The following is a 16,815-nucleotide window of genomic DNA, read 5'->3' on the forward strand; positions in this document are numbered from 1 at the left end:
ACAGGTCAGTTGAGCGCGATGACTTCGCGGTTGATGCGCTGTATCCATGCCGAATACTTGTCGGCGACGAAGTTCCAGTCGAGCGACATCTGCGCGGCCTGGGCTTCCTTCGAACCATAGATACGCGCCGCGACGGCATCCGGGAGCTTCACCCTGGTATTGACCGGGCCGTAGAAGCTCTTCTCCGCGAACGTGGCCTGCGCCTCCGCGCCGAGGGCGTAGTTGATGAAGACCTGCGCGGCCTCGGCATTCCTGGAGTTCTCGACGAGGCCGACCGTGTTGGTCTGGCCGATCGAACCCTCCTTCGGCGCAGCCACGCCGATCTTGCCGCCCTGGCTGTCGTGCAGGTACTGCGCGCGGCCGTTCCAGCAGATGGAAAGGTCGACCTCGCCGCTCTGGATCACCGCATAGCAGTCCGGCGCCGGCTCCCAGGTCGAGACATTCGGCGCGATCTTCTTCAAAAGATCGAGCGCCGGGTCGATGCTCTGCTTGTAGTCGGCGCCCGCCAGCTTGTCGAGGATCGGCAGCAGGATGACGCCGCGCGTGTCGCCGAGCTTGGCGGCGATCTTGCCCTTGTATTTCGGGTCCGTCAGGTCGTTCCAGCTGGTCGGCGGCTGCTTGACCGTGTCCGTATTGTAGAGGATCGCCAGATTGTCCTGCGAAAAGGCGACGGCCTTGTCGCCATCGAGACGCGCCCAGGCCGGCATCTCCTCCAGCACCTTCACCCTGGCCGGATCGAGCCTGGCGAAAATGCCGTCCTTGTTCGCCTTGATGGCGACGGCGACGTCGATCAGGGCGATATCGATCTTCGGGTCGGCGCGCTGCAGGGTCAGCAAGGCCAGCGTCTCGGCCGAGTTCTTGCTCTGCTGGTAGGTCACCTCGATCCCCGGATATTTCGCCTTGAACGGATCGATGATGAACTTCTGGTAGTTATCGGCGAACACGCCGGAAAAACCGACGATATTGACCGTGCCCCTGATCGAGGCATCCTGCGCCTGGGCGCCGCCCAGAAGCGCGAACAAACCGGCGGCGACAACGCCGGCGCGGAGGAACATCCGCGAAATTCCATCTTGCATGCGTATCGTCATCTCTGTTTCTCCAGTTTTGGCGAGGCTCGTCTTCTATCACCCCGCAGGCCCCCGGGCTCGCAAACGCAAGCCGTTATTCCAGGCGCCGCGGCAATTCTCTTCCGGCCGGCGGGCGATGCCGGAAAGATCATGCTGCCGGCGTCCAGGCCCGGTCGAGCACGCGCAGCCAGTTCCGGCCGAGAAGCTTCAGCACCAGTTCCTCGCTCCAGCCGCGCGCCAGCATCCTCGCCGTCAGGTTCGGCATCTCGGTCATGCGCTCGATGCCCTTCGGCTTGGAAATCTTGACCGAGCCGAACTCGGTCAGCGTGCGCGCCGTTCCCTTGTCCTTGTTGGCCCACAGCAGCCAGGGGCCGGGGCGGGGGCGGTCGAGCGAGAAATCGGTCCCGATGCCGACATGATCCTCGCCGACCAGGTCGATGACATAGGCCATGGCGTCGAGATAGTCCTCGACCGTGGCGTCATTGCCGGCGGCAAGGCCGGGCGCGAAGAGGCTGACGCCGATCAGGCCGCCCTTCTCGGCGCAGGCGACGAAGAGTTCGTCCGGCTTGTTGCGCTTCACGTCCCGCAGCGCCCGCGGCAGGATGTGGGAAATGCAGACCGGGCTCTTCGAACGCGCGATGACATCCGCCGTCGTCCTGTCGCCCACATGGCTGAGATCGCAGAGCACGCCGACGCGGTTCATTTCCGCCAGGACCTCCCTGCCGAAACCCGTGAGGCCGCTGTCGACCTCTTCCAGATAACCGGCGCCGGAGTAGTTCTGGGTATTGTAGGTGAGCTGCATGATGCCGACGCCGAGATCCTTGAAGATCTCCACGTAGTCGAGCTTGTCTTCCAGCGGCGAGGTGTTCTGCCAGCCGATGATGATGCCGGTTCTGTTCTCGGCTTTCGCGGCGTGGATGTCGGCGACGGTGCGGACCGGGCGCAGGATGTCGTCGTTCTCGCGCAGGAAGCGCTTCCATTCCGACACGTAGCCGATGCCTTCGCGGAAATTCTCCCAGAGGAGCGACGAAACGTTGACCGCCGTCAGGCCGCCGGCGCGCATTTCCTCGAAGATCGACCGGCTCCACTGGCAGGTCTGCAAGCCATCGACGATGATGGCGTCGTCATGCAGTTTCTTGGCATCGGTCATCACGCCGGCTCCTTCAATGCGTCAATCGTCCCTCGTCCGGCCTTCAGCGCCCGGTCGACGAAATCCAGGCGGTCCTGGCCCCAGAACAGTTCCCTGCCGACGACATAGGTCGGCGTGCCGAAAATGCCGAGCCGTTCGGCCTCGGCGAGATTTCCATGCCATTCGGCGACGACCGCTTCCGGCTGCGGGTCAACGACCAGCCTGGCCGCCGCCTCCCCGGCCGTCGAAAGCGCGATGGCGCGCAGCGTATCCGGATCGGCGATGTCGCGGTCTTCCGCCCAGAGGGCGCGCTGGACGGCGAAGGAAAACGAAATCGCGTCGAGCCCCGCCTTCTGCAGCGCGATGACCGCCTGCGCGGCGGGCTCGATGGTCCGGCAGGGATAGAATTTCGGCTTCAGGTTCAGGGGCATGCCGAGATAGTCCCGCCAGCGGCGCAGCTCGACCTCGTGATAGATCTGGCGCGCGTCGGGCCGCTTGCGGAGCGGAATGCCCCCGTTCGCCTCGATGATGCGGATCGGCCGCAGGCGCACGCGAGCGCCGTTCTCGCGGGCGATGGCCACCGCCCTCCCGGCGCCGAAATAGGCCCAGGGCGACGAGATGCCGTAGAATATCTGCAGCTCCGGGCTTCGTTCATCCATCGGCACGGTCGATCTCCTCCCGGATATCCGCATCGGTCCATTCGTCGCCGAGAAGTTCGGGCGTGTCGAACCCGAGGAACCGGTCGAGATGGTAGGCGCGGTCCTCCACGAACAGCGACCGGGCAAGTCCGGTGGCAAGGCGCACCGCGCCATCGCTGATGGAGGGAATGCCGCTGGTGATCTTGCCATGCGAGGGCACGGCCGGATAGGCGAAGCAGAAGACTTTCGGGATCGCCGCCGCCGTCGCCGGGTCGAGTTCGGGCTTCGGCCGGAACTCGAAAGAGGGACCGAGATAGGGCGTCGCGCCGATGGCGGCGTTTTCCCATCCCGCCGGCGGCGTATGGACATCCCGCCAGAGAAGGACCCGGTCCTCCAGCGCCGCGAATTCCGGCCGCTTGCCGAAATCGACGGAAAAACCGGTGGCAAAGATCACCAGATCGGCCGCGTAGCGGCCCTTCGGCGTCACCACCTCGACGGCGCCGCCGGTCTCGACGAGATCGTCCACGGGGCTGGCAAGATGGAAGAAGGCATTGGGATGCCGCGACACCCGCAGCACGCTGTGGCGGGGCGGCGGGATCTGCGCCCGCTCGCCGGCCACCATGTAGGTCCACTTGTCCGCATCCGGCAGGCCGAGATAGCCGTGCGTCATGCCCTGGCTGCCGACGCCGGTGAACTTGTCGATGCGCGGAATGTCGGGACGGCGCACGAAGATGTCGACGCGCGCGGCACCCGCCTCGAGGGCCGCAGCGGCGTTGTCCATGGCTGAAGCCCCTGCCCCGACGACCGCAACACGCCTGCCTTGCAGCGATGACATGTCGATGAGATCGGCCCCGTGCCTTACGAAACGCGGCGGGACACGGGCCGCCACTTCCGGCAGCGCCGGCGCCCCGAGCCCGTCCAGACCCGTGGCCAGGACCACGCGGCGGGCGAGGACCTTCTTTGCTTTTTCGCCGCTTCCGAGGTCGAGCGCGATCAGCCCGTCCGGCCGGAACTCCAGTCCGTAAAGCGCCGTGTCGTTGACGACGTCGAGACCGAGCACGCGCCTGTACCAGACCAGATATTCCATCCACATGGGACGCGGGATGAGCTCCATGTCGAGATAGGCCTGGGCGCCGTATTGCGCCTCGAACCAGGCCCGGAACGTCAGCGACGGGATACCGAGCGCCGGGCCGGCCGCATCCTTGCGCGTCCGCAGGGTCTCCATCCGCGCGAAGGTGATCCAGGGACCTTCCAGCCCACGGGGGCTTCGGTCGTAGGCCCTGGCGTTGGCGATCCCCACCTTCCGGAGGGCTGCGAGCGTCACCAGCCCGCAAAGACCGCCGCCGACGACCGCCACATCGAGAACGCTCTCGCCATCGGCCTCGGTCCGCGGCATCCACGCCTTCGGCGGCTGGTTCAGCCACAGCAGATCCAGTTCAAGCCGCTCCTCGAGCTCCGCCAGAGATTCCGGCCGCCGAAGATGATTGCTCGCCACGTCGGGCCTCTCATTATTCAGAAATAGAATTCTAAAAATGCTATGATGCAAAATTCGAAATGTAAATGGCCAGATTGATGAAAATTTCAGCAAGCAAAAGCTTTGCGCATTTTCGCCGCTTTGAGATTTATCTTCCTGAAATCCGCGAGCCTCTTGGAATGCATCCGCTCAAAAACAAGGGGTCGCCGGAGCACCGGATGCAGGCCGGCCGGATGGCGGCGGCGAAGCGCCGTTGATCAGCGTTCCAGCGCCACGGTCTTGATGACGGCGAAGACCGGTTTTCCGAGCTTCAGGTCAAGCCGCTCGACGGAAAGCGCGGTGATGCGGGCAAGCACCATGTCCCCGCCGCAGCGAATGCGGATACGCATCATGCCCTCGCCATCCGGCTCGATGGCGGCGACATGGCCTTCGAGGAGGTTGAGTGCGCTCAGGCATTCCGGCCGGATCGTCGCCACCATCACGTCGCGTTCGGGAATGTGGACGCGCACCGTGCGCCCCGCCTCCACATGGGCGTTCGGCACGACGATCCGCATGGCCGAAAGCCGGATGGTCGCCAGGCGGTGGGCGATGTCGACCGCCTCCACCGTGCCGGCCAGCACCGCGCCGGCGTCCCGCCGGTCGGAGGAGAGGAAGGCGGAGCCGCTGAGGATCTCTGAAGGCGTGCCGGTCGCCTCCACCCGGCCGTCCTTCATCATCACCACCTTGTCGGCGAGCCGCGCCACCTCCGCCACCGAATGGCTGACATAGACGATCGGCGTCGAGGTCTCGTCGCGCAGGCGCTCCAGATAGGGCAGGATTTCCGCCTTGCGCTCGTCGTCGAGTGCGGCGAGCGGTTCGTCCATCAGGAGCAGCCGCGGCGCCGACAGCAGCGCGCGGCCGATCGCCACGCGCTGCTTTTCCCCGCCGGACAGTTTGCCGGGCCGCCGGTCGAGCAGCGCGCCGATCCCGAGGAGGTCGACGATGCGGTCGAAATTTTCGGCCGGCGCCGCCCCGGGCGCGAACCATCGGCCATAGGCAAGGTTCTGCCGGACGCTGAGATGCGGGAAAAGCCGCCCTTCCTGGAAGACGTAGCCGAAGCGGCGCCTGTGCTTCGGCGCGAAGATGCGGTTTTCCGTATCGAGCAACACGTCGCCGTCGACCATCAGCCGGCCGTGGTCCGGCCTGGACAGTCCGGCGATCACCCGCACCAGCGAGGTCTTGCCGGAGCCCGAACGGCCGAACAGCGCCGTCACGCCGCCGTCCGACGTGAAGCCCGCATCGAGCGAGAACCCGCCCAGCCTCTGTTTCGCCTCGACGATGAGGGTCATTCGATATCGACCCTCCTGCCGACCAGGTAGGCCATGAATTCGGATGCGAGCAGCGCGGCGAAGGAGATGGCGATCGCGACCAGCGTCAGCCGCATGGCGCCGGCATCGCCGCCGGGCACCTGCGTGAACGTATAGATCGCCGCCGACAGTGTCTGGGTTTCGCCGGGGATGTTGGAGACGAAGGTGATCGTCGCGCCGAACTCGCCCATGGCCTTGGCGAAGGCCAGGATCATGCCGGCGATGATGCCGGGCAGGATGAGCGGCAGCGTGACGGTGACGAAGACCCAGGCCGGATTGGCGCCGAGCGTACCGGCCGCCTCCTCCAGCTTGCGGTCGACCGCCTCGATGGAAAGGCGGATGGAGCGGACCATCAGGGGAAAGCCCATCACGCCGCAGGCAAGCGCCGCCCCCGTCCAGCGGAACGAGAAGACGATGCCGAGATAATCGGCAAGAAAGGCGCCGACGACGCCGCGCCGGCCGAAAAGGACGAGGAGGATGAAACCGGTGACGACCGGCGGCAGGATGAGCGGCAGATGGACGATGCCGTTCAGGATCGACTTGCCCCAGAATTTTCCGCGCGCCAGCAGATAGGCGATGAGGATGCCGAAAGGCAGGCTGACGACCATCGCGATGCCGGACACCCACAGGCTGAGCCTGATCGCGGTCCATTCCTCATCACTCAATGCCAGCCAGTCCAAATACATGCTCCTGAACAGAAGGCCATCCGCCGGAAACGAATGGCCGATGCGAGCACCCGCCCCTTGAGGGAGAGGTGGCCGCCGCAAGACCACGGCGGTGAGACTTCCGCACTATGAACGGAGGCGCGGAGAAATGTCACCCCACCCGATGCCGCTCGCCGCCCCTCCCCCTCGGGGCAGGGCAATCGCATAGGAGGAACCGAGCCGATGCGGCTTGCTCATCGCTCCGCAAAAGCCCGGCATATCCTGCCCAGATGCGATTGCGCCGCCCTCAGGGAAGCAAGGCGCGCTCACCGGTCTTCTATTTCAGAACCGTAAAGCCTTCCTTCTCGAAGAAGGGCGCGGCCTGGGAGGATTTCAGATATTCGAGATAGGCGGCCGTGTCGGGCGACCTGGATTCCGACAGGATGGCGATCGGGTAGATGATCGGCGGATGGGTGTCTGCCGGGAAGGTGCCGACGACGGCGACGCCCGGATCGGCCGCGGCATCCGTCGCGTAGACGATGCCATAGGGCGCTTCGCCGCGCGAAACGAGCGCCAGCGCGGCGCGCACGCTTTCGGCCCCCGCGACGCTCTTTTCCACCGAGGCCCAGGCGCCGAGCTTTTCGAGCGCGGCCTTGCCGTACTTGCCGGCCGGGACGGAATCGGGCGCGCCCATGGCGAGCTTGCCGCCCTTCAGGAGACCGGCGAGGTCGAGGCCGGGCTTGATGTCGACCGGCGCGGCATTATCCTTGGCGGCCACCAGCACGATGCGGTTGCCCAGCCAGTTGGACTGTGTCCCCTCCTTCACCAGCTTCTTGTCGGCCACGTATTTCATCCAGTCGAGATCGGCCGAGATGAAGATGTCGGCCGGCGCGCCGGTCTCGATCTGCTTGGCGAGCGCCGAGCTGGCCGCATAGGAAACGACCACCGGCTTGCCCCAGGCCTTGTTGGCGTTGTCCAGCGCGTTCTTCATGCTGGCCGCGGCAAAGACGGTCACCTTTTCCTGCGCGGCGGCCGGGCCGGCGAGGCCGGCCAGCGACAGGAAGGCTGCAGCCGCCGATACGACGGCGATCTTGATCCAGGAACGGCGGTTGACGGTCATGATTTTCCTCTCCAGTCCTCACGCGGGATATTCTTTTGAATATCTCGCCAACCGCCCTTTGACCAGCGTTATATTCCACAAAATATCTTGATCTGTTCCGGGACTCCGGACCGCAATTCCCCGCGGCGGCGAAGCGCGGTTGCGGCGGATGTCGCAAGCCCCCGGGCAGAGCGCCCGGGAACCGGGCGAAATGCCGTCAGGGAACGGCGCGGAACCCGGGCACGCCGGACGCCGAAGGCCGCCGGCAGCGCCGCCTGTTCCTCGGCGGATGCCGGGACACGATAACAAAACGTTAACTCTCGCCCATCGTGAACATGTTCGGCGGATACCTTGGCCTTGCCCGGCGTTGAGAGGAAATGGCATGGAGACGGACGTCATGAACAGTATCCCAGCCCTCCTTCTGGCCCTGGCCGCCCTGATCGTCATCGGGTTCTACGCATTCTCCTTCATCGACATCCTAACGGGCTGAAATATCCCGGCGAACCGATGGGCGACCCTGCTTGACGACAACCTTCCGCCTGCCATTCTGGCGGGAGGGAGGCAGGCATGAGATATGTGGTCAATGGATTGATCGCCCTTCTGGGCATCGTGGGCGCCGGCGCCGTGGCGGGCATTGCCGCCATGCTCATGGCGGCTTTCGAGCTGACGGGCTCCTGCTTCGAGGGCGCCTGCGCCTATACGGCGGTATTCCTGGTCTTCCCGCTTCTCTGGATCGCGCTGACGGTGGCTTTCTTCGTCGCCTGGACAGCGATCCGCCGGAGGCGGAAGATCCCGAACATCACCGGGTAAGCACCTTTCGAATGCCCCGGAACGGCCGCCGATGCGCGGCTCCGGGATAGTTTGATATCAAATTATCTTGCCGGATTTTCCGATTCCCACTAGATTTCAGGCGGGAGGACGGACAATGGCGGCGCAGACACCGGCTCAACAGGCGGACAAGACGCAGGCGGAGCCCGCGGATGGCGAGGACTTCATCCCCGCCGTGTTCCGCAATCTCATCGGTTATCATCTGCGCGCGGCGCAGGAAGCATCCTTCCATGCCTTCGCGAAGGCGGCGGGAAAGGCGGACCTGAAGTCCGGCTGGTACGCATTGCTCACGGTGCTGGCGGAGCGGGACGGCATGACGCCTTCGGAACTCAGCCGCATCTGCGGGCGCGACCGTTCCACGCTGACCTCCAGCCTGAGGGAACTGGCCGGGCGCGGACTGGTCGAGCGGCACGGAAACCCGGACGACCAGCGCAGCTACAGCGTCCGGCTCACCGATAAGGGCCGGAGGATGCAGGCGCGGCTGCATGCGATTGCCGATGTCCACGACCGCCGGCTGGACGAGATCGCCGGAAAGGACAGGGCGGTGCTGATCGCCACGCTCGGCAGGATTGCCGCGACGTTTGGCGCCCGACGGGATTTCTGAGCGCGCCCCGCCCGGGTCGAGTGCGGCGACGACCTCCCCCTTGCGCTTCAGGCGGCAATCGGACCCATCGCCCGGCCGAGAGGTGACGGGAGGCGCGTTTGTATGTATGACAGGCAGCCGGCCATATCGGCCTGCCCATCGCCGCATTCGAGGAGAGACATGGCTGATCCCCGGAACCAGGACACCGGCGGCCTCGCCGACACCGTCGCGGCGACCGTCAGGCGCGGCAAAGCGGCCGCGGGTGCGCAATAACCGTTCGGGACAGAGTTCATGCGTCGCATCATCATCGCCATTACCGGGGCTTCCGGGGTCGTCTACGGCGTCCGCGCCCTGCAGCTCTTGCGGCAGGTCGAGGATGTGGAAACCCATGCGATGATCTCGCCCTCCGCCTTCCGGACGGCGACCGACGAGATCGACATGAGCGCCGAGGAGATCAGGGGCCTCGCCGACGTGCTCTACAATTACCGGGATATTGGCGCGGCGATCTCCTCCGGCTCGTTCCGCACGGCCGGCATGCTCGTCGCGCCCTGCTCGGTGAAGACGCTGAGCGGCATCGCCAATTGCTATAACGACGAGCTGATCGTGCGCGCCGCCGACGTCTGCCTCAAGGAGCGCCGCCGCGTCGTGCTGCTCTTCCGCGAGACGCCGCTCCATGCCGGCCACATCGCGCTGATGGACCAGGCGACCCGCAACGGCGCGGTCATCATGCCGCCAGTGCCCGCCTTCTATTCGAAGCCGAACTCGATCGACGAGATGGTGACCCAGACGGTCGGCCGCGCACTCGACCTCTTCGACATCAATCTGCCGATGGTGAAACGCTGGAAGGATGGGCCGGGATCGCCCGGCCAACATTGATTTCCATGGGCGGCGGCCAAGCGAGTTCCGGCTCAAGGCCCGGCCAGCGCCGCTTCGACGGTCCGAAGAGCCAGGGAGGCCTTCGCATCCGGCGCGGAGCCCCGGAAATACCGCAGCACGAGCGTAAGGTTCGCGCCCGCATCGTCCCGGCGGTCGCCGGTTCCGGCCAGCGCCAGCCCTTCCGCTTCGAGAAGCGCCAGCTCGATCCTTTCCGCATCGAGCTCGACGCCCTTCACGCCGTTGCGCAACCTTCCGGTTTCCGTCGCCGGCGCGGGCGGAAGGCCGCTCCTCAGCCTGCGGCGCACGGCACGCAGCGGCTTCACCACCTCCTCGCGCCAGGACGCGACGAGCCCGTCGATACGGGCGAGATCCGTTTCGCGCAACGCCACGGAATTTTTCGAAAGCCAGGCGGCAAAAAGAAACACCGGCACATCGACATCGCTTTCATCCTGCAGGACCAGACAGGCGTCGCCCACCCCCGGCAGGCCGTAGAGGCGCAGGGAAAAACCCCAAAGTCCCTGCCGGTCGCCGGCTGTCATCGCTTTCCCTTCAAGGTCCGTCCACTCCGCCCCCGAGACAACGGGCGGGGAGAAACGCCGTGTTTCAGCCCTTCCCCAGCGACCGGACATTGGCCGCAAGCCCGGCGGCGAGCCGCAGCGCCGCGCCCGTCGCCATCACCATCGGCGGCAGGATCAGCCATTCGAGCGTCCAGGCGGCGCCCGAGCGCTCCTGCTCGTGCACCATGGATTGCTGCATGCCGGAAAGCTGCACCGCGTTGAAGCGGGCGAGCGAGACGAGCACCTCGGCCGCCACCGGATTCTGCTTGTGAGCCATGGCGGAAGATCCGCCGCCGCCGGCAAGCTCCATCTCGCCGCCCATTTCGGCCAGCAGCGCCACGTCCTGGCCCAGCTTGCCGAGCGAACCGGAAATCAGCGCCAGGATGCCGGCGAATTCCGCCAGCCGGTCGCGCTGGCTCTGCCATTGCGGCGTGTCGGTCAGGAAAAGCTCCCAGGCAAGCGACTTGCGCACCTCGGCCGCATGCGCGCCCAGCTTCTCCAGCGTGCCGGCCGCGCCGCCGAACTGGACGGCAAAACCGTGCTCGGAAAAGACCTCCAGCCGATGGCGGTGGCGGATGAGCGGCTCCCGCCACGCGCGGATGCGGTCGGAGACGGTGATCGGGATCGCCGCCTGCATGCGGGTATGCCCCATCAGCGCCCGGCCGCCGAATGTCCGGTCGATCTCGCCCAGGACCTTTTCCAGCGCGGAAAGGCGCTCGTTGAACAGCCCGCAGACCTGCTTCAGCCTGAGGATCAGCGCCGTGTCGATGACATCCTGGCTGGTCGCGCCGAAATGCACGTATTGCGCCGCATCGTCGCCGACGACCCCCCGCAGCTGGCTGACGAGGTCTGCGACCACGATGCCGTCACGAGCCGTGCCCTGCCGGAGTTCGGCCATATCGGGCGTGAACGCGCCGCAGACGGCGCAGATGCGCTCCGCCGCATCGGCGGGAATGACGCCCGCGCTTGCCTCGGCCTTGGCAAGCGCCGACTCGAAGGCAAGCATGGCTTCGATCTCGGCCTCTGCCGAAAACAGCCTTCCGGCCTCCTCGTCACCGAGGAGGCCGGACAGGAACGGATGCTCGAAAGCCGAAACGCTCATGGAAACCCCTGATCTTCGACATCAGTATCAGATATCGAAGAATATGGTTTCATTTTCGCCCTGAAGATAGATGTTGAAGGTGACGGTATTACCCTCACGCTTGCCGATCAGGGTGGGAACGCGGACCTTGTGCTCGATGCGGCTGAGAATCGGGTCCTCGGCATTGGCCTCTTCCTCGTCGGAAAAGTACATGCGGGTGTTGAGGCCGAGGTTGATGCCGCGCGCGACCACCCAGAAGGTGACGTGCGGCGCCATCAGGCGGCCGTCGCGGAAGGGAACGCGGCCGGGCTTGATCGTTTCGAAAACGAACTCGCCGGTGGTCATGTCGCCGGGACAACGCGCCCATCCGAAGAAGTTCGGGTCGGCCTTGCCGCGGGTTTCCGACGGGCTGTTGTAGAAACCGTCCGCATCCGCCTGCCAGACCTCGATCAGTGCGTCCTTGAGCGGCGTCATCGCGCCGTCGTAGACGAAGCCGCGGATGATGATGCGGTCGCCGCGGGTCTTGTCGTTGACCATCGGGCCGGAGCCGAGGTCGGTCTCGTAGACGCCGGTGATGCCGGAAAAATTCGGCGTGCAGCCGATATGGACGTAGGGACCTGCCGTCTGCGAGGCGGATTCCTTGAAATAGGTGAGCGGCTGGACCATGGATCAGTTCCCTTCCTTGCGGTTCTCGAAAAGCGTCGAGCGGCGGCCGCGCAAGATAATGTCGAACTTGTAGGCTCTCATGTCATGCGGAATCGTGCTGTTCATGTCGAGGGCGGCGATCAGGCCCTTGATGGCGTTCTCGTCCGGAATGGTCTTCACGATGGGACAAATCCAGATCATCGGATCGCCTTCGAAATACATCTGGGTGATCAGGCGCTGGGCAAAGCCGTGGCCGAAGACCGAGAAGTGGATATGCGCCGGGCGCCAGTCGTTGACGCCGTTCGGCCACGGATACGGACCGGGCTTGATCGTCTTGAAGAAATAGTTGCCGTTCTCGTCGGTGATGGTGCGGCCGCAGCCGCCGAAATTCGGGTCGAGCGGCGCGAGATAGGTTTCCTTCTTGTGGCGATAACGGCCGCCGGCATTGGCCTGCCAGAATTCCACCAGCGCGCCGGGAATGCCGACGCCACGCTCGTCCAGCACGCGGCCGTAGACGAGGATGCGTTCGCCGATCGCCATCTCGCCGGGCTTGGCATAGTTGACGATCAGGTCGTTGTCGAACTCGCCGATGATGTTGTGGCCGAAGACCGGGCCGGTGATCTCGCTCCTGGTGCCTTCGAGCGAGATCAGCGCGCGCTGGGGCGAGCGCAGCACGGAGGTCTTGTAGGCGGGCGTGAAGGCCGGCGGATGCCATTGCCTGTCCCGGGCAAAGAAAGGTGTCGTTTCTGGCGGTATGTTCTTCATTTCGTCCCTCCCGCGGCCTTTTCCGCGTCCATTTCGGCATAAGTGGCCTTCGCGATCTTGAAGGCATGGTTGGCGGCCGGAACACCGGCATAGACTGCCACATGCATCAGGGCTTCGCGGATGTCGTCCTTCGTCGCGCCCGTGTTGGCGGTTGCGCGGATATGCATGGCGACCTCGTCGTAATGGCCGAGCGCGGCGAGCAGGGCGATCGTCACCATGGAACGCTCGCGCTTCGTCCAGTGCTGGCGAGACCAGACCGACCCCCAGGCGCTTTCGGTGATGAGTTCCTGGAAAGGCTGGTCGAACGGCGTCTTGTTCGCCTGGGCGCGGTCCACATAGGCATCGCCGAGCACGGAGCGGCGCGTCTTCATGCCTTCCGCGTAACGTTCCGACGGCTTGGAAGCTTCGGCCATCTCTATTCCTCGTTCAGTTGTTCGATGAAGCCGCGGATGAGCGCGGCATGGGCGGCAGGCGTTTCGACGCAGGGGATATGCGCGGCGCCGTCGATGATCTCGAAGCGCGCGCCGGGGATCAGGTCGGCGAGCGACTTCACCACGTCCGGCGGCGTCGAGCCGTCCTCGCGGCCGACGACGCAGAGCGCCGGCACCGCGATCCTCTTCGCGACCTCGGTGAAATCGGCGTCGCGGATCGCCGCGCATGTGCCGCTGTAGCCGAGGACCGGCTGGCGCACGAGCATGTTGCAATAGGCCTGGTAGGCAGCGTTTTCCGGCCTGCGGAAAGGCGCGGTGAACCAGCGCTCCATGATCGCGTCGAGAATGTTGCCGATGCCCTTTTCCTCGACGGTGGCGATGCGCGCCGCCCACATCTCGGCCGTGCCGATCTTGTGCGCGGTATTGGAAAGCACCAGCCCCTTCACGAGGTCCGGCCTGCTTGCATACAGACCCTGCGCGATCAGCCCGCCCACCGAGAGACCGCAGACGACCACCCCGGACAGTTCCAGATGATCGAGCAGCCCGGCAAGGTCGGCCGCATGGTCGTCGATCGAATAGGGCGGGTTGCCGAGGCCGGAAAGCCCGTGACCACGCTTGTCGTAAGTGAGGATCGTGTAGTCTTCGGCAAGCTTCGGAGCCACGTGATGCCAGATACGACTGTCCGTTCCGAGCGAATTGATGAAGACGACGACCGGCCTGTCACCCTCCGCGCGGCGAATGTCGTAATGGATCACAATGCCGTTGATGTGTACAAACTGCATCCGCACCTCCTCTTACCTTGATAGATTGCACTAGTTTTCGGTTAGGTAAAATGATATTTTATACGCGTTCTCCTAACCGTCAGGTTATTTGATTTTGATCAATCCCAGAGTCAAATTCCGGCACTTGCATACATTCATGGAGGTTGCCCGCCAGAAAAGCGTGGTCAGGGCGGCCGAAATCCTGAATGTCAGCCAGCCGGCCGTGACCAAGACCATACGCGAACTCGAAGAGGCGCTGGGCGTCGCCGTCTTCGAGCGCGAGGGCCGCGGCATCCGCATAACGCGGTATGGCGAGGTTTTTCTGCGCCATGCGGGCGCGGCGCTGACGGCGCTGCGCCAGGGCATCGACTCCGTCTCCCAGGAACTCTTCGAATCCGCCCCGCCGGTGCGCGTCGGCGCGCTGCCCACGGTTTCGACGCGGGTCATGCCGCGCGCCATGACCCTGTTCCTGGCCGAGAAGACCGGCAGCCGGGTCAAGATCGTGACAGGCGACAACGCCGTTCTGATGGAACAGCTCCGGATCGGCGACCTCGATCTCGTCGTCGGCCGGCTGGCTTCCCCGGAAAAGATGACCGGACTTTCCTTCGAGCACCTCTATTCCGAGCAGGTCGTGTTCGTCGTCCGCCCCGGCCATCCGCTGCTCGGCGGCAAGCGTTCGATCTTCGGAGGCTTTGCGGAATATCCGGTGCTGATGCCGACGCGCGGCTCGATCATCCGGCCGTCTGTCGAGCAGTTCCTGATCGCCAACGGCGTCGCCAGCCTTCCCACCCAGATAGAGACCGTCTCGGACGCCTTCGGCCGCGCCTTCGTGCGCGAAAGCGATGCGATCTGGATCATCTCCTCGGGCGTGGTCGCCGCCGATATCGGGGACGGAATCCTCGCGACGCTGCCGATCGACACGGGCGAGACCCGCGGCCCGGTCGGCCTGACCATGCGCGCCGACGCGGCGCCGTCGACGCCGGTTTCCATCCTCATGCAGACGATCCGCCAGGCGGCGGGAGAAATCATGCCGGGACGATAGGCGGAGGTTCAGCCCATCCGCAGTTCCGGGAACTTGCGGCGCAATTCGTCCCTGGAAGCGATCACCGCGTCGTCGGCGCGGAGCGTCACCGAGATATTGTCCGCCACGTTCAGCGTCTCCTCGAAATGGATCGGCATCTCGTCCCCGCCCTGGCGAACCAGCAGTGCCTCCTTCCGGAAACCCTGTTTCAGCAGCCAGTCGCGCGGGGCCGTCAGGCTCACCGCCACGCGGAACGCGCCGCCGTCCTCCCTGCGGGCCTTGAGCTTGTAGGTGACGGGCGAGCGCGTGCCGTCGATATCGATCTGGCCGGGATAACCGGCCTCCTTCAGATGTTCTGCCATGGATTGCTCCTTCCCTTCGGTGGCCCTCGAGGACAACCTGTGCCCGCCATCTTTGTTCCGGGTGAAGGGAGCGCGGCCGATCAAGCCCGGTTGACGGCTGTCAACCGGCGTGATCGAAAGGGCCGGCGACGAGAAGAGGAGGAGCGATCGATGACGGACCGGGACTTGCTGGAAGCGCTGTTCGCCGCGGCCGTGAAGGCAGCCGATCCGCTGACCGGCATCAGCAAGCATCTGCCCTCCCCGCCGGAAAACGGCCGCACCGTCGTGATCGGCGCCGGCAAGGGCGCCGCGCAGATGGCCGCAGCGCTGGAAAGCGTCTGGGCCGGACCGCTCTCCGGCATCGTCGTGACCCGCTACGGCTACGGCTGCGAGACAAGATCGATCGAAATCCTCGAAGCCTCGCACCCCGTGCCGGATGCGGCGGGCCTTGCCGGGGCCAGACGTCTTGTGGAGGCCGTCTCCGGCCTCTCCGGACAGGACCTCGTCATCGCGCTCATCTGCGGCGGTGGCTCGGCGCTGCTGCCCGCTCCGCCCGAAGGCCTGACGCTGGAAGACGAGATCGCGCTGAACGAGACGCTGCTGGCGTCCGGCGCGCCGATCTCCGCCATGAACGTCGTGCGCAAACATCTTTCGACCATCAAGGGCGGCAGGCTTGCGGCGGCGACCCAGGCCCGCGTCGTCAGCCTGATCGTTTCCGACATTCCCGGCGACAATCCGGCCTTCGTCGCCTCCGGCCCGACCATTCCGGACGCGACGACGCGGCAGGACGCGCTTGCGATCGTCGAGCAGTACCGCCTGAAACTGCCGGAGGCCATGATCGCGCACCTGAATTCGCCGGCGGCGGACGCGCCGAAACCGGACGACCTCGTCTTCGCCCGCCATGAGCACCATGTGATCGCCTCCGCCGGCGTATCGCTGGCGGCGGCGGCGGACGTCGCCCGCGCCCGTGGCGTGACGCCCTATATCCTGTCGGATTCCGTCGAGGGCGAATCCCGCGACGTCGCGCTGGTCCATGCGGCCCTCGCGCGGGAAGTGGCGCTTCGCGACCGGCCTTTCGCCAGGCCGGCCGTGCTGCTTTCCGGCGGCGAGACCACGGTGACCCTGCGGGGAAAAGGCGGCAAGGGCGGTCGCAACGGCGAATTCGCGCTCGCGCTGGCGCTGGCGATCGACGGCTACGACGTCACGGCGCTCGCCGCCGATACCGACGGCATGGACGGGTCGGAAACGAATGCCGGCGCCTTTGCCGATGGCACGACCGCGCGCCGCCTGCGCGCCGCCGGCCTGGACGGGCGCAGGCTGCTCGACGGCAATGACAGCTTTTCCGGCTTCCGCGCCATCGGCGATGTCTTCACCACCGGCCCGACCGGAACCAACGTCAACGATTTCCGGGCGATCCTGGTGCGGTAGGATTTCGCTCACCCTCCTGGGCCATCGCATGCGGAAAACCGCGCAAGTGCGACTTGCTCCCCTTACCATTCCACAGAAGCCTCGGAATATTCTGCTCAATG

General features: G+C 65.4%; 20 protein-coding genes. 6 read left to right on the plus strand and 14 right to left on the minus strand.

What is annotated here, in order from left to right:
- Positions 1-5: 5 nt before the first annotated feature.
- From ACFFP0_RS06580 to ACFFP0_RS06595, 4 genes are all read right to left on the minus strand, one after another.
- Entirely contained in the window at positions 6-1,055 is a 1,050-nt protein-coding gene (locus tag ACFFP0_RS06580; protein WP_377257842.1) for an ABC transporter substrate-binding protein, read from the minus strand.
- A gap of 160 nt (positions 1,056-1,215) precedes the next feature.
- Positions 1,216-2,217: a dipeptidase gene (locus ACFFP0_RS06585; protein WP_377257844.1), complete on the minus strand. Its 1,002-nt coding sequence runs from the start codon at positions 2,215-2,217 to the stop codon at positions 1,216-1,218.
- Positions 2,217-2,855 carry a 2-hydroxychromene-2-carboxylate isomerase gene (locus ACFFP0_RS06590; RefSeq protein WP_377257846.1) on the minus strand — a complete coding sequence of 213 codons (639 nt, stop codon included), beginning with the start codon at positions 2,853-2,855 and terminating at the stop codon, positions 2,217-2,219. Before ACFFP0_RS06590 ends, ACFFP0_RS06585 begins: the two co-directional genes overlap by 1 nt.
- Positions 2,848-4,230, minus strand: a complete 1,383-nt coding sequence (locus ACFFP0_RS06595) for an FAD/NAD(P)-binding protein (RefSeq protein WP_377258743.1) — start codon at positions 4,228-4,230, stop codon at positions 2,848-2,850. The genes ACFFP0_RS06590 and ACFFP0_RS06595 overlap by 8 nt, the downstream gene beginning before the upstream one ends.
- A 164-nt stretch (positions 4,231-4,394) precedes the next feature.
- Here ACFFP0_RS06595 and ACFFP0_RS06600 point away from each other — a divergent pair, with 164 nt between their 5' ends.
- Positions 4,395-4,565, plus strand: coding sequence for a hypothetical protein (locus ACFFP0_RS06600; protein WP_377257848.1), 171 nt, complete (start codon positions 4,395-4,397; stop codon positions 4,563-4,565).
- On the opposite strand, the gene modC is transcribed toward ACFFP0_RS06600, so the two are convergent.
- The 3 genes from modC to modA all read right to left on the minus strand — a co-directional run bounded on the left by modC (position 4,566) and on the right by modA (position 7,418).
- On the minus strand, positions 4,566-5,636 hold the full coding sequence (gene modC, locus ACFFP0_RS06605; RefSeq protein ID WP_377257850.1) for a molybdenum ABC transporter ATP-binding protein: 1,071 nt from the start codon (positions 5,634-5,636) through the stop codon (positions 4,566-4,568). It abuts the gene before it with no gap.
- A complete protein-coding gene (gene modB / locus ACFFP0_RS06610; protein ID WP_377257852.1) occupies positions 5,633-6,340 on the minus strand; it encodes a molybdate ABC transporter permease subunit in 708 nt (235 codons plus the stop codon). Before modB ends, modC begins: the two co-directional genes overlap by 4 nt.
- Before the next feature lie 295 nt (positions 6,341-6,635).
- Positions 6,636-7,418: a molybdate ABC transporter substrate-binding protein gene (gene modA / locus ACFFP0_RS06615; protein ID WP_377257854.1), complete on the minus strand. Its 783-nt coding sequence runs from the start codon at positions 7,416-7,418 to the stop codon at positions 6,636-6,638.
- 546 nt (positions 7,419-7,964) lie between these two features.
- On the opposite strand from modA, the gene ACFFP0_RS06620 reads away from it, so the two are divergent.
- From ACFFP0_RS06620 to ACFFP0_RS06630, 3 genes are all read left to right on the plus strand, one after another.
- Positions 7,965-8,207 carry a hypothetical protein gene (locus tag ACFFP0_RS06620; protein ID WP_377257856.1) on the plus strand — a complete coding sequence of 81 codons (243 nt, stop codon included), beginning with the start codon at positions 7,965-7,967 and terminating at the stop codon, positions 8,205-8,207.
- A gap of 115 nt (positions 8,208-8,322) precedes the next feature.
- Positions 8,323-8,829 (plus strand): MarR family winged helix-turn-helix transcriptional regulator, encoded by a 507-nt coding sequence (locus ACFFP0_RS06625; RefSeq protein WP_377257859.1) that lies wholly within the window; start codon positions 8,323-8,325, stop codon positions 8,827-8,829.
- Between the two features lie 270 nt (positions 8,830-9,099).
- Complete coding sequence (locus ACFFP0_RS06630; protein WP_377257862.1) at positions 9,100-9,684, plus strand: UbiX family flavin prenyltransferase; 585 nt, start codon at positions 9,100-9,102, stop codon at positions 9,682-9,684.
- 32 nt (positions 9,685-9,716) lie between these two features.
- On the opposite strand, the gene ACFFP0_RS06635 is transcribed toward ACFFP0_RS06630, so the two are convergent.
- The 6 genes from ACFFP0_RS06635 to pcaD form a co-directional block, all read right to left on the minus strand.
- A complete protein-coding gene (locus ACFFP0_RS06635; protein WP_377257865.1) occupies positions 9,717-10,223 on the minus strand; it encodes a TIGR02444 family protein in 507 nt (168 codons plus the stop codon).
- 64 nt (positions 10,224-10,287) lie between these two features.
- Positions 10,288-11,343, minus strand: a complete 1,056-nt coding sequence (locus tag ACFFP0_RS06640) for a 3-carboxy-cis,cis-muconate cycloisomerase (RefSeq protein WP_377257868.1) — start codon at positions 11,341-11,343, stop codon at positions 10,288-10,290.
- Positions 11,344-11,370: 27 nt separating this feature from the next.
- Positions 11,371-11,988 (minus strand): protocatechuate 3,4-dioxygenase subunit alpha, encoded by a 618-nt coding sequence (pcaG, locus tag ACFFP0_RS06645; RefSeq protein WP_377257871.1) that lies wholly within the window; start codon positions 11,986-11,988, stop codon positions 11,371-11,373.
- Positions 11,989-11,991: 3 nt separating this feature from the next.
- Entirely contained in the window at positions 11,992-12,732 is a 741-nt protein-coding gene (gene pcaH, locus ACFFP0_RS06650) for a protocatechuate 3,4-dioxygenase subunit beta (RefSeq protein ID WP_377257874.1), read from the minus strand.
- The gene (gene pcaC / locus ACFFP0_RS06655; RefSeq protein ID WP_377257877.1) at positions 12,729-13,145 is read right to left on the minus strand and encodes a 4-carboxymuconolactone decarboxylase; all 417 of its coding nucleotides are present in this window, start codon (positions 13,143-13,145) and stop codon (positions 12,729-12,731) included. Before pcaC ends, pcaH begins: the two co-directional genes overlap by 4 nt.
- A 2-nt stretch (positions 13,146-13,147) precedes the next feature.
- Positions 13,148-13,945: a 3-oxoadipate enol-lactonase gene (pcaD, locus tag ACFFP0_RS06660; protein WP_377257880.1), complete on the minus strand. Its 798-nt coding sequence runs from the start codon at positions 13,943-13,945 to the stop codon at positions 13,148-13,150.
- 94 nt (positions 13,946-14,039) lie between these two features.
- On the opposite strand from pcaD, the gene pcaQ reads away from it, so the two are divergent.
- Entirely contained in the window at positions 14,040-14,966 is a 927-nt protein-coding gene (pcaQ, locus tag ACFFP0_RS06665) for a pca operon transcription factor PcaQ (RefSeq protein WP_377257883.1), read from the plus strand.
- Between the two features lie 8 nt (positions 14,967-14,974).
- On the opposite strand, the gene ACFFP0_RS06670 is transcribed toward pcaQ, so the two are convergent.
- The gene (locus ACFFP0_RS06670) at positions 14,975-15,307 is read right to left on the minus strand and encodes a hypothetical protein (RefSeq protein ID WP_377257886.1); all 333 of its coding nucleotides are present in this window, start codon (positions 15,305-15,307) and stop codon (positions 14,975-14,977) included.
- 150 nt (positions 15,308-15,457) lie between these two features.
- On the opposite strand from ACFFP0_RS06670, the gene ACFFP0_RS06675 reads away from it, so the two are divergent.
- Positions 15,458-16,714: a glycerate kinase type-2 family protein gene (locus tag ACFFP0_RS06675; protein ID WP_377257889.1), complete on the plus strand. Its 1,257-nt coding sequence runs from the start codon at positions 15,458-15,460 to the stop codon at positions 16,712-16,714.
- The last annotated feature ends 101 nt before the right edge of the window (positions 16,715-16,815 follow it).

It is taken from the genome of Neorhizobium puerariae (assembly GCF_042429745.1).
GTDB lineage: Bacteria > Pseudomonadota > Alphaproteobacteria > Rhizobiales > Rhizobiaceae > Neorhizobium > Neorhizobium puerariae.

Bases quoted from the DNA above. Each gene is read 5' to 3' on its own strand.
- ACFFP0_RS06580 (WP_377257842.1), bottom strand. From the start codon at position 1,055: ATGTTCCTCCGCGCCGGCGTTGTCGCCGCCGGTTTGTTCGCGCTTCTG.
- ACFFP0_RS06585 (WP_377257844.1), bottom strand. From the start codon at position 2,217: ATGACCGATGCCAAGAAACTGCATGACGACGCCATCATCGTCGATGGC.
- ACFFP0_RS06590 (WP_377257846.1), bottom strand. From the start codon at position 2,855: ATGGATGAACGAAGCCCGGAGCTGCAGATATTCTACGGCATCTCGTCG.
- ACFFP0_RS06595 (WP_377258743.1), bottom strand. From the start codon at position 4,230: ATGCCGCGGACCGAGGCCGATGGCGAGAGCGTTCTCGATGTGGCGGTC.
- ACFFP0_RS06600 (WP_377257848.1), top strand. From the start codon at position 4,395: ATGGCCAGATTGATGAAAATTTCAGCAAGCAAAAGCTTTGCGCATTTT.
- modC (WP_377257850.1), bottom strand. From the start codon at position 5,636: ATGACCCTCATCGTCGAGGCGAAACAGAGGCTGGGCGGGTTCTCGCTC.
- modB (WP_377257852.1), bottom strand. From the start codon at position 6,340: ATGTATTTGGACTGGCTGGCATTGAGTGATGAGGAATGGACCGCGATC.
- modA (WP_377257854.1), bottom strand. From the start codon at position 7,418: ATGACCGTCAACCGCCGTTCCTGGATCAAGATCGCCGTCGTATCGGCG.
- ACFFP0_RS06620 (WP_377257856.1), top strand. From the start codon at position 7,965: ATGAGATATGTGGTCAATGGATTGATCGCCCTTCTGGGCATCGTGGGC.
- ACFFP0_RS06625 (WP_377257859.1), top strand. From the start codon at position 8,323: ATGGCGGCGCAGACACCGGCTCAACAGGCGGACAAGACGCAGGCGGAG.
- ACFFP0_RS06630 (WP_377257862.1), top strand. From the start codon at position 9,100: ATGCGTCGCATCATCATCGCCATTACCGGGGCTTCCGGGGTCGTCTAC.
- ACFFP0_RS06635 (WP_377257865.1), bottom strand. From the start codon at position 10,223: ATGACAGCCGGCGACCGGCAGGGACTTTGGGGTTTTTCCCTGCGCCTC.
- ACFFP0_RS06640 (WP_377257868.1), bottom strand. From the start codon at position 11,343: ATGAGCGTTTCGGCTTTCGAGCATCCGTTCCTGTCCGGCCTCCTCGGT.
- pcaG (WP_377257871.1), bottom strand. From the start codon at position 11,988: ATGGTCCAGCCGCTCACCTATTTCAAGGAATCCGCCTCGCAGACGGCA.
- pcaH (WP_377257874.1), bottom strand. From the start codon at position 12,732: ATGAAGAACATACCGCCAGAAACGACACCTTTCTTTGCCCGGGACAGG.
- pcaC (WP_377257877.1), bottom strand. From the start codon at position 13,145: ATGGCCGAAGCTTCCAAGCCGTCGGAACGTTACGCGGAAGGCATGAAG.
- pcaD (WP_377257880.1), bottom strand. From the start codon at position 13,945: ATGCAGTTTGTACACATCAACGGCATTGTGATCCATTACGACATTCGC.
- ACFFP0_RS06670 (WP_377257886.1), bottom strand. From the start codon at position 15,307: ATGGCAGAACATCTGAAGGAGGCCGGTTATCCCGGCCAGATCGATATC.
- ACFFP0_RS06675 (WP_377257889.1), top strand. From the start codon at position 15,458: ATGACGGACCGGGACTTGCTGGAAGCGCTGTTCGCCGCGGCCGTGAAG.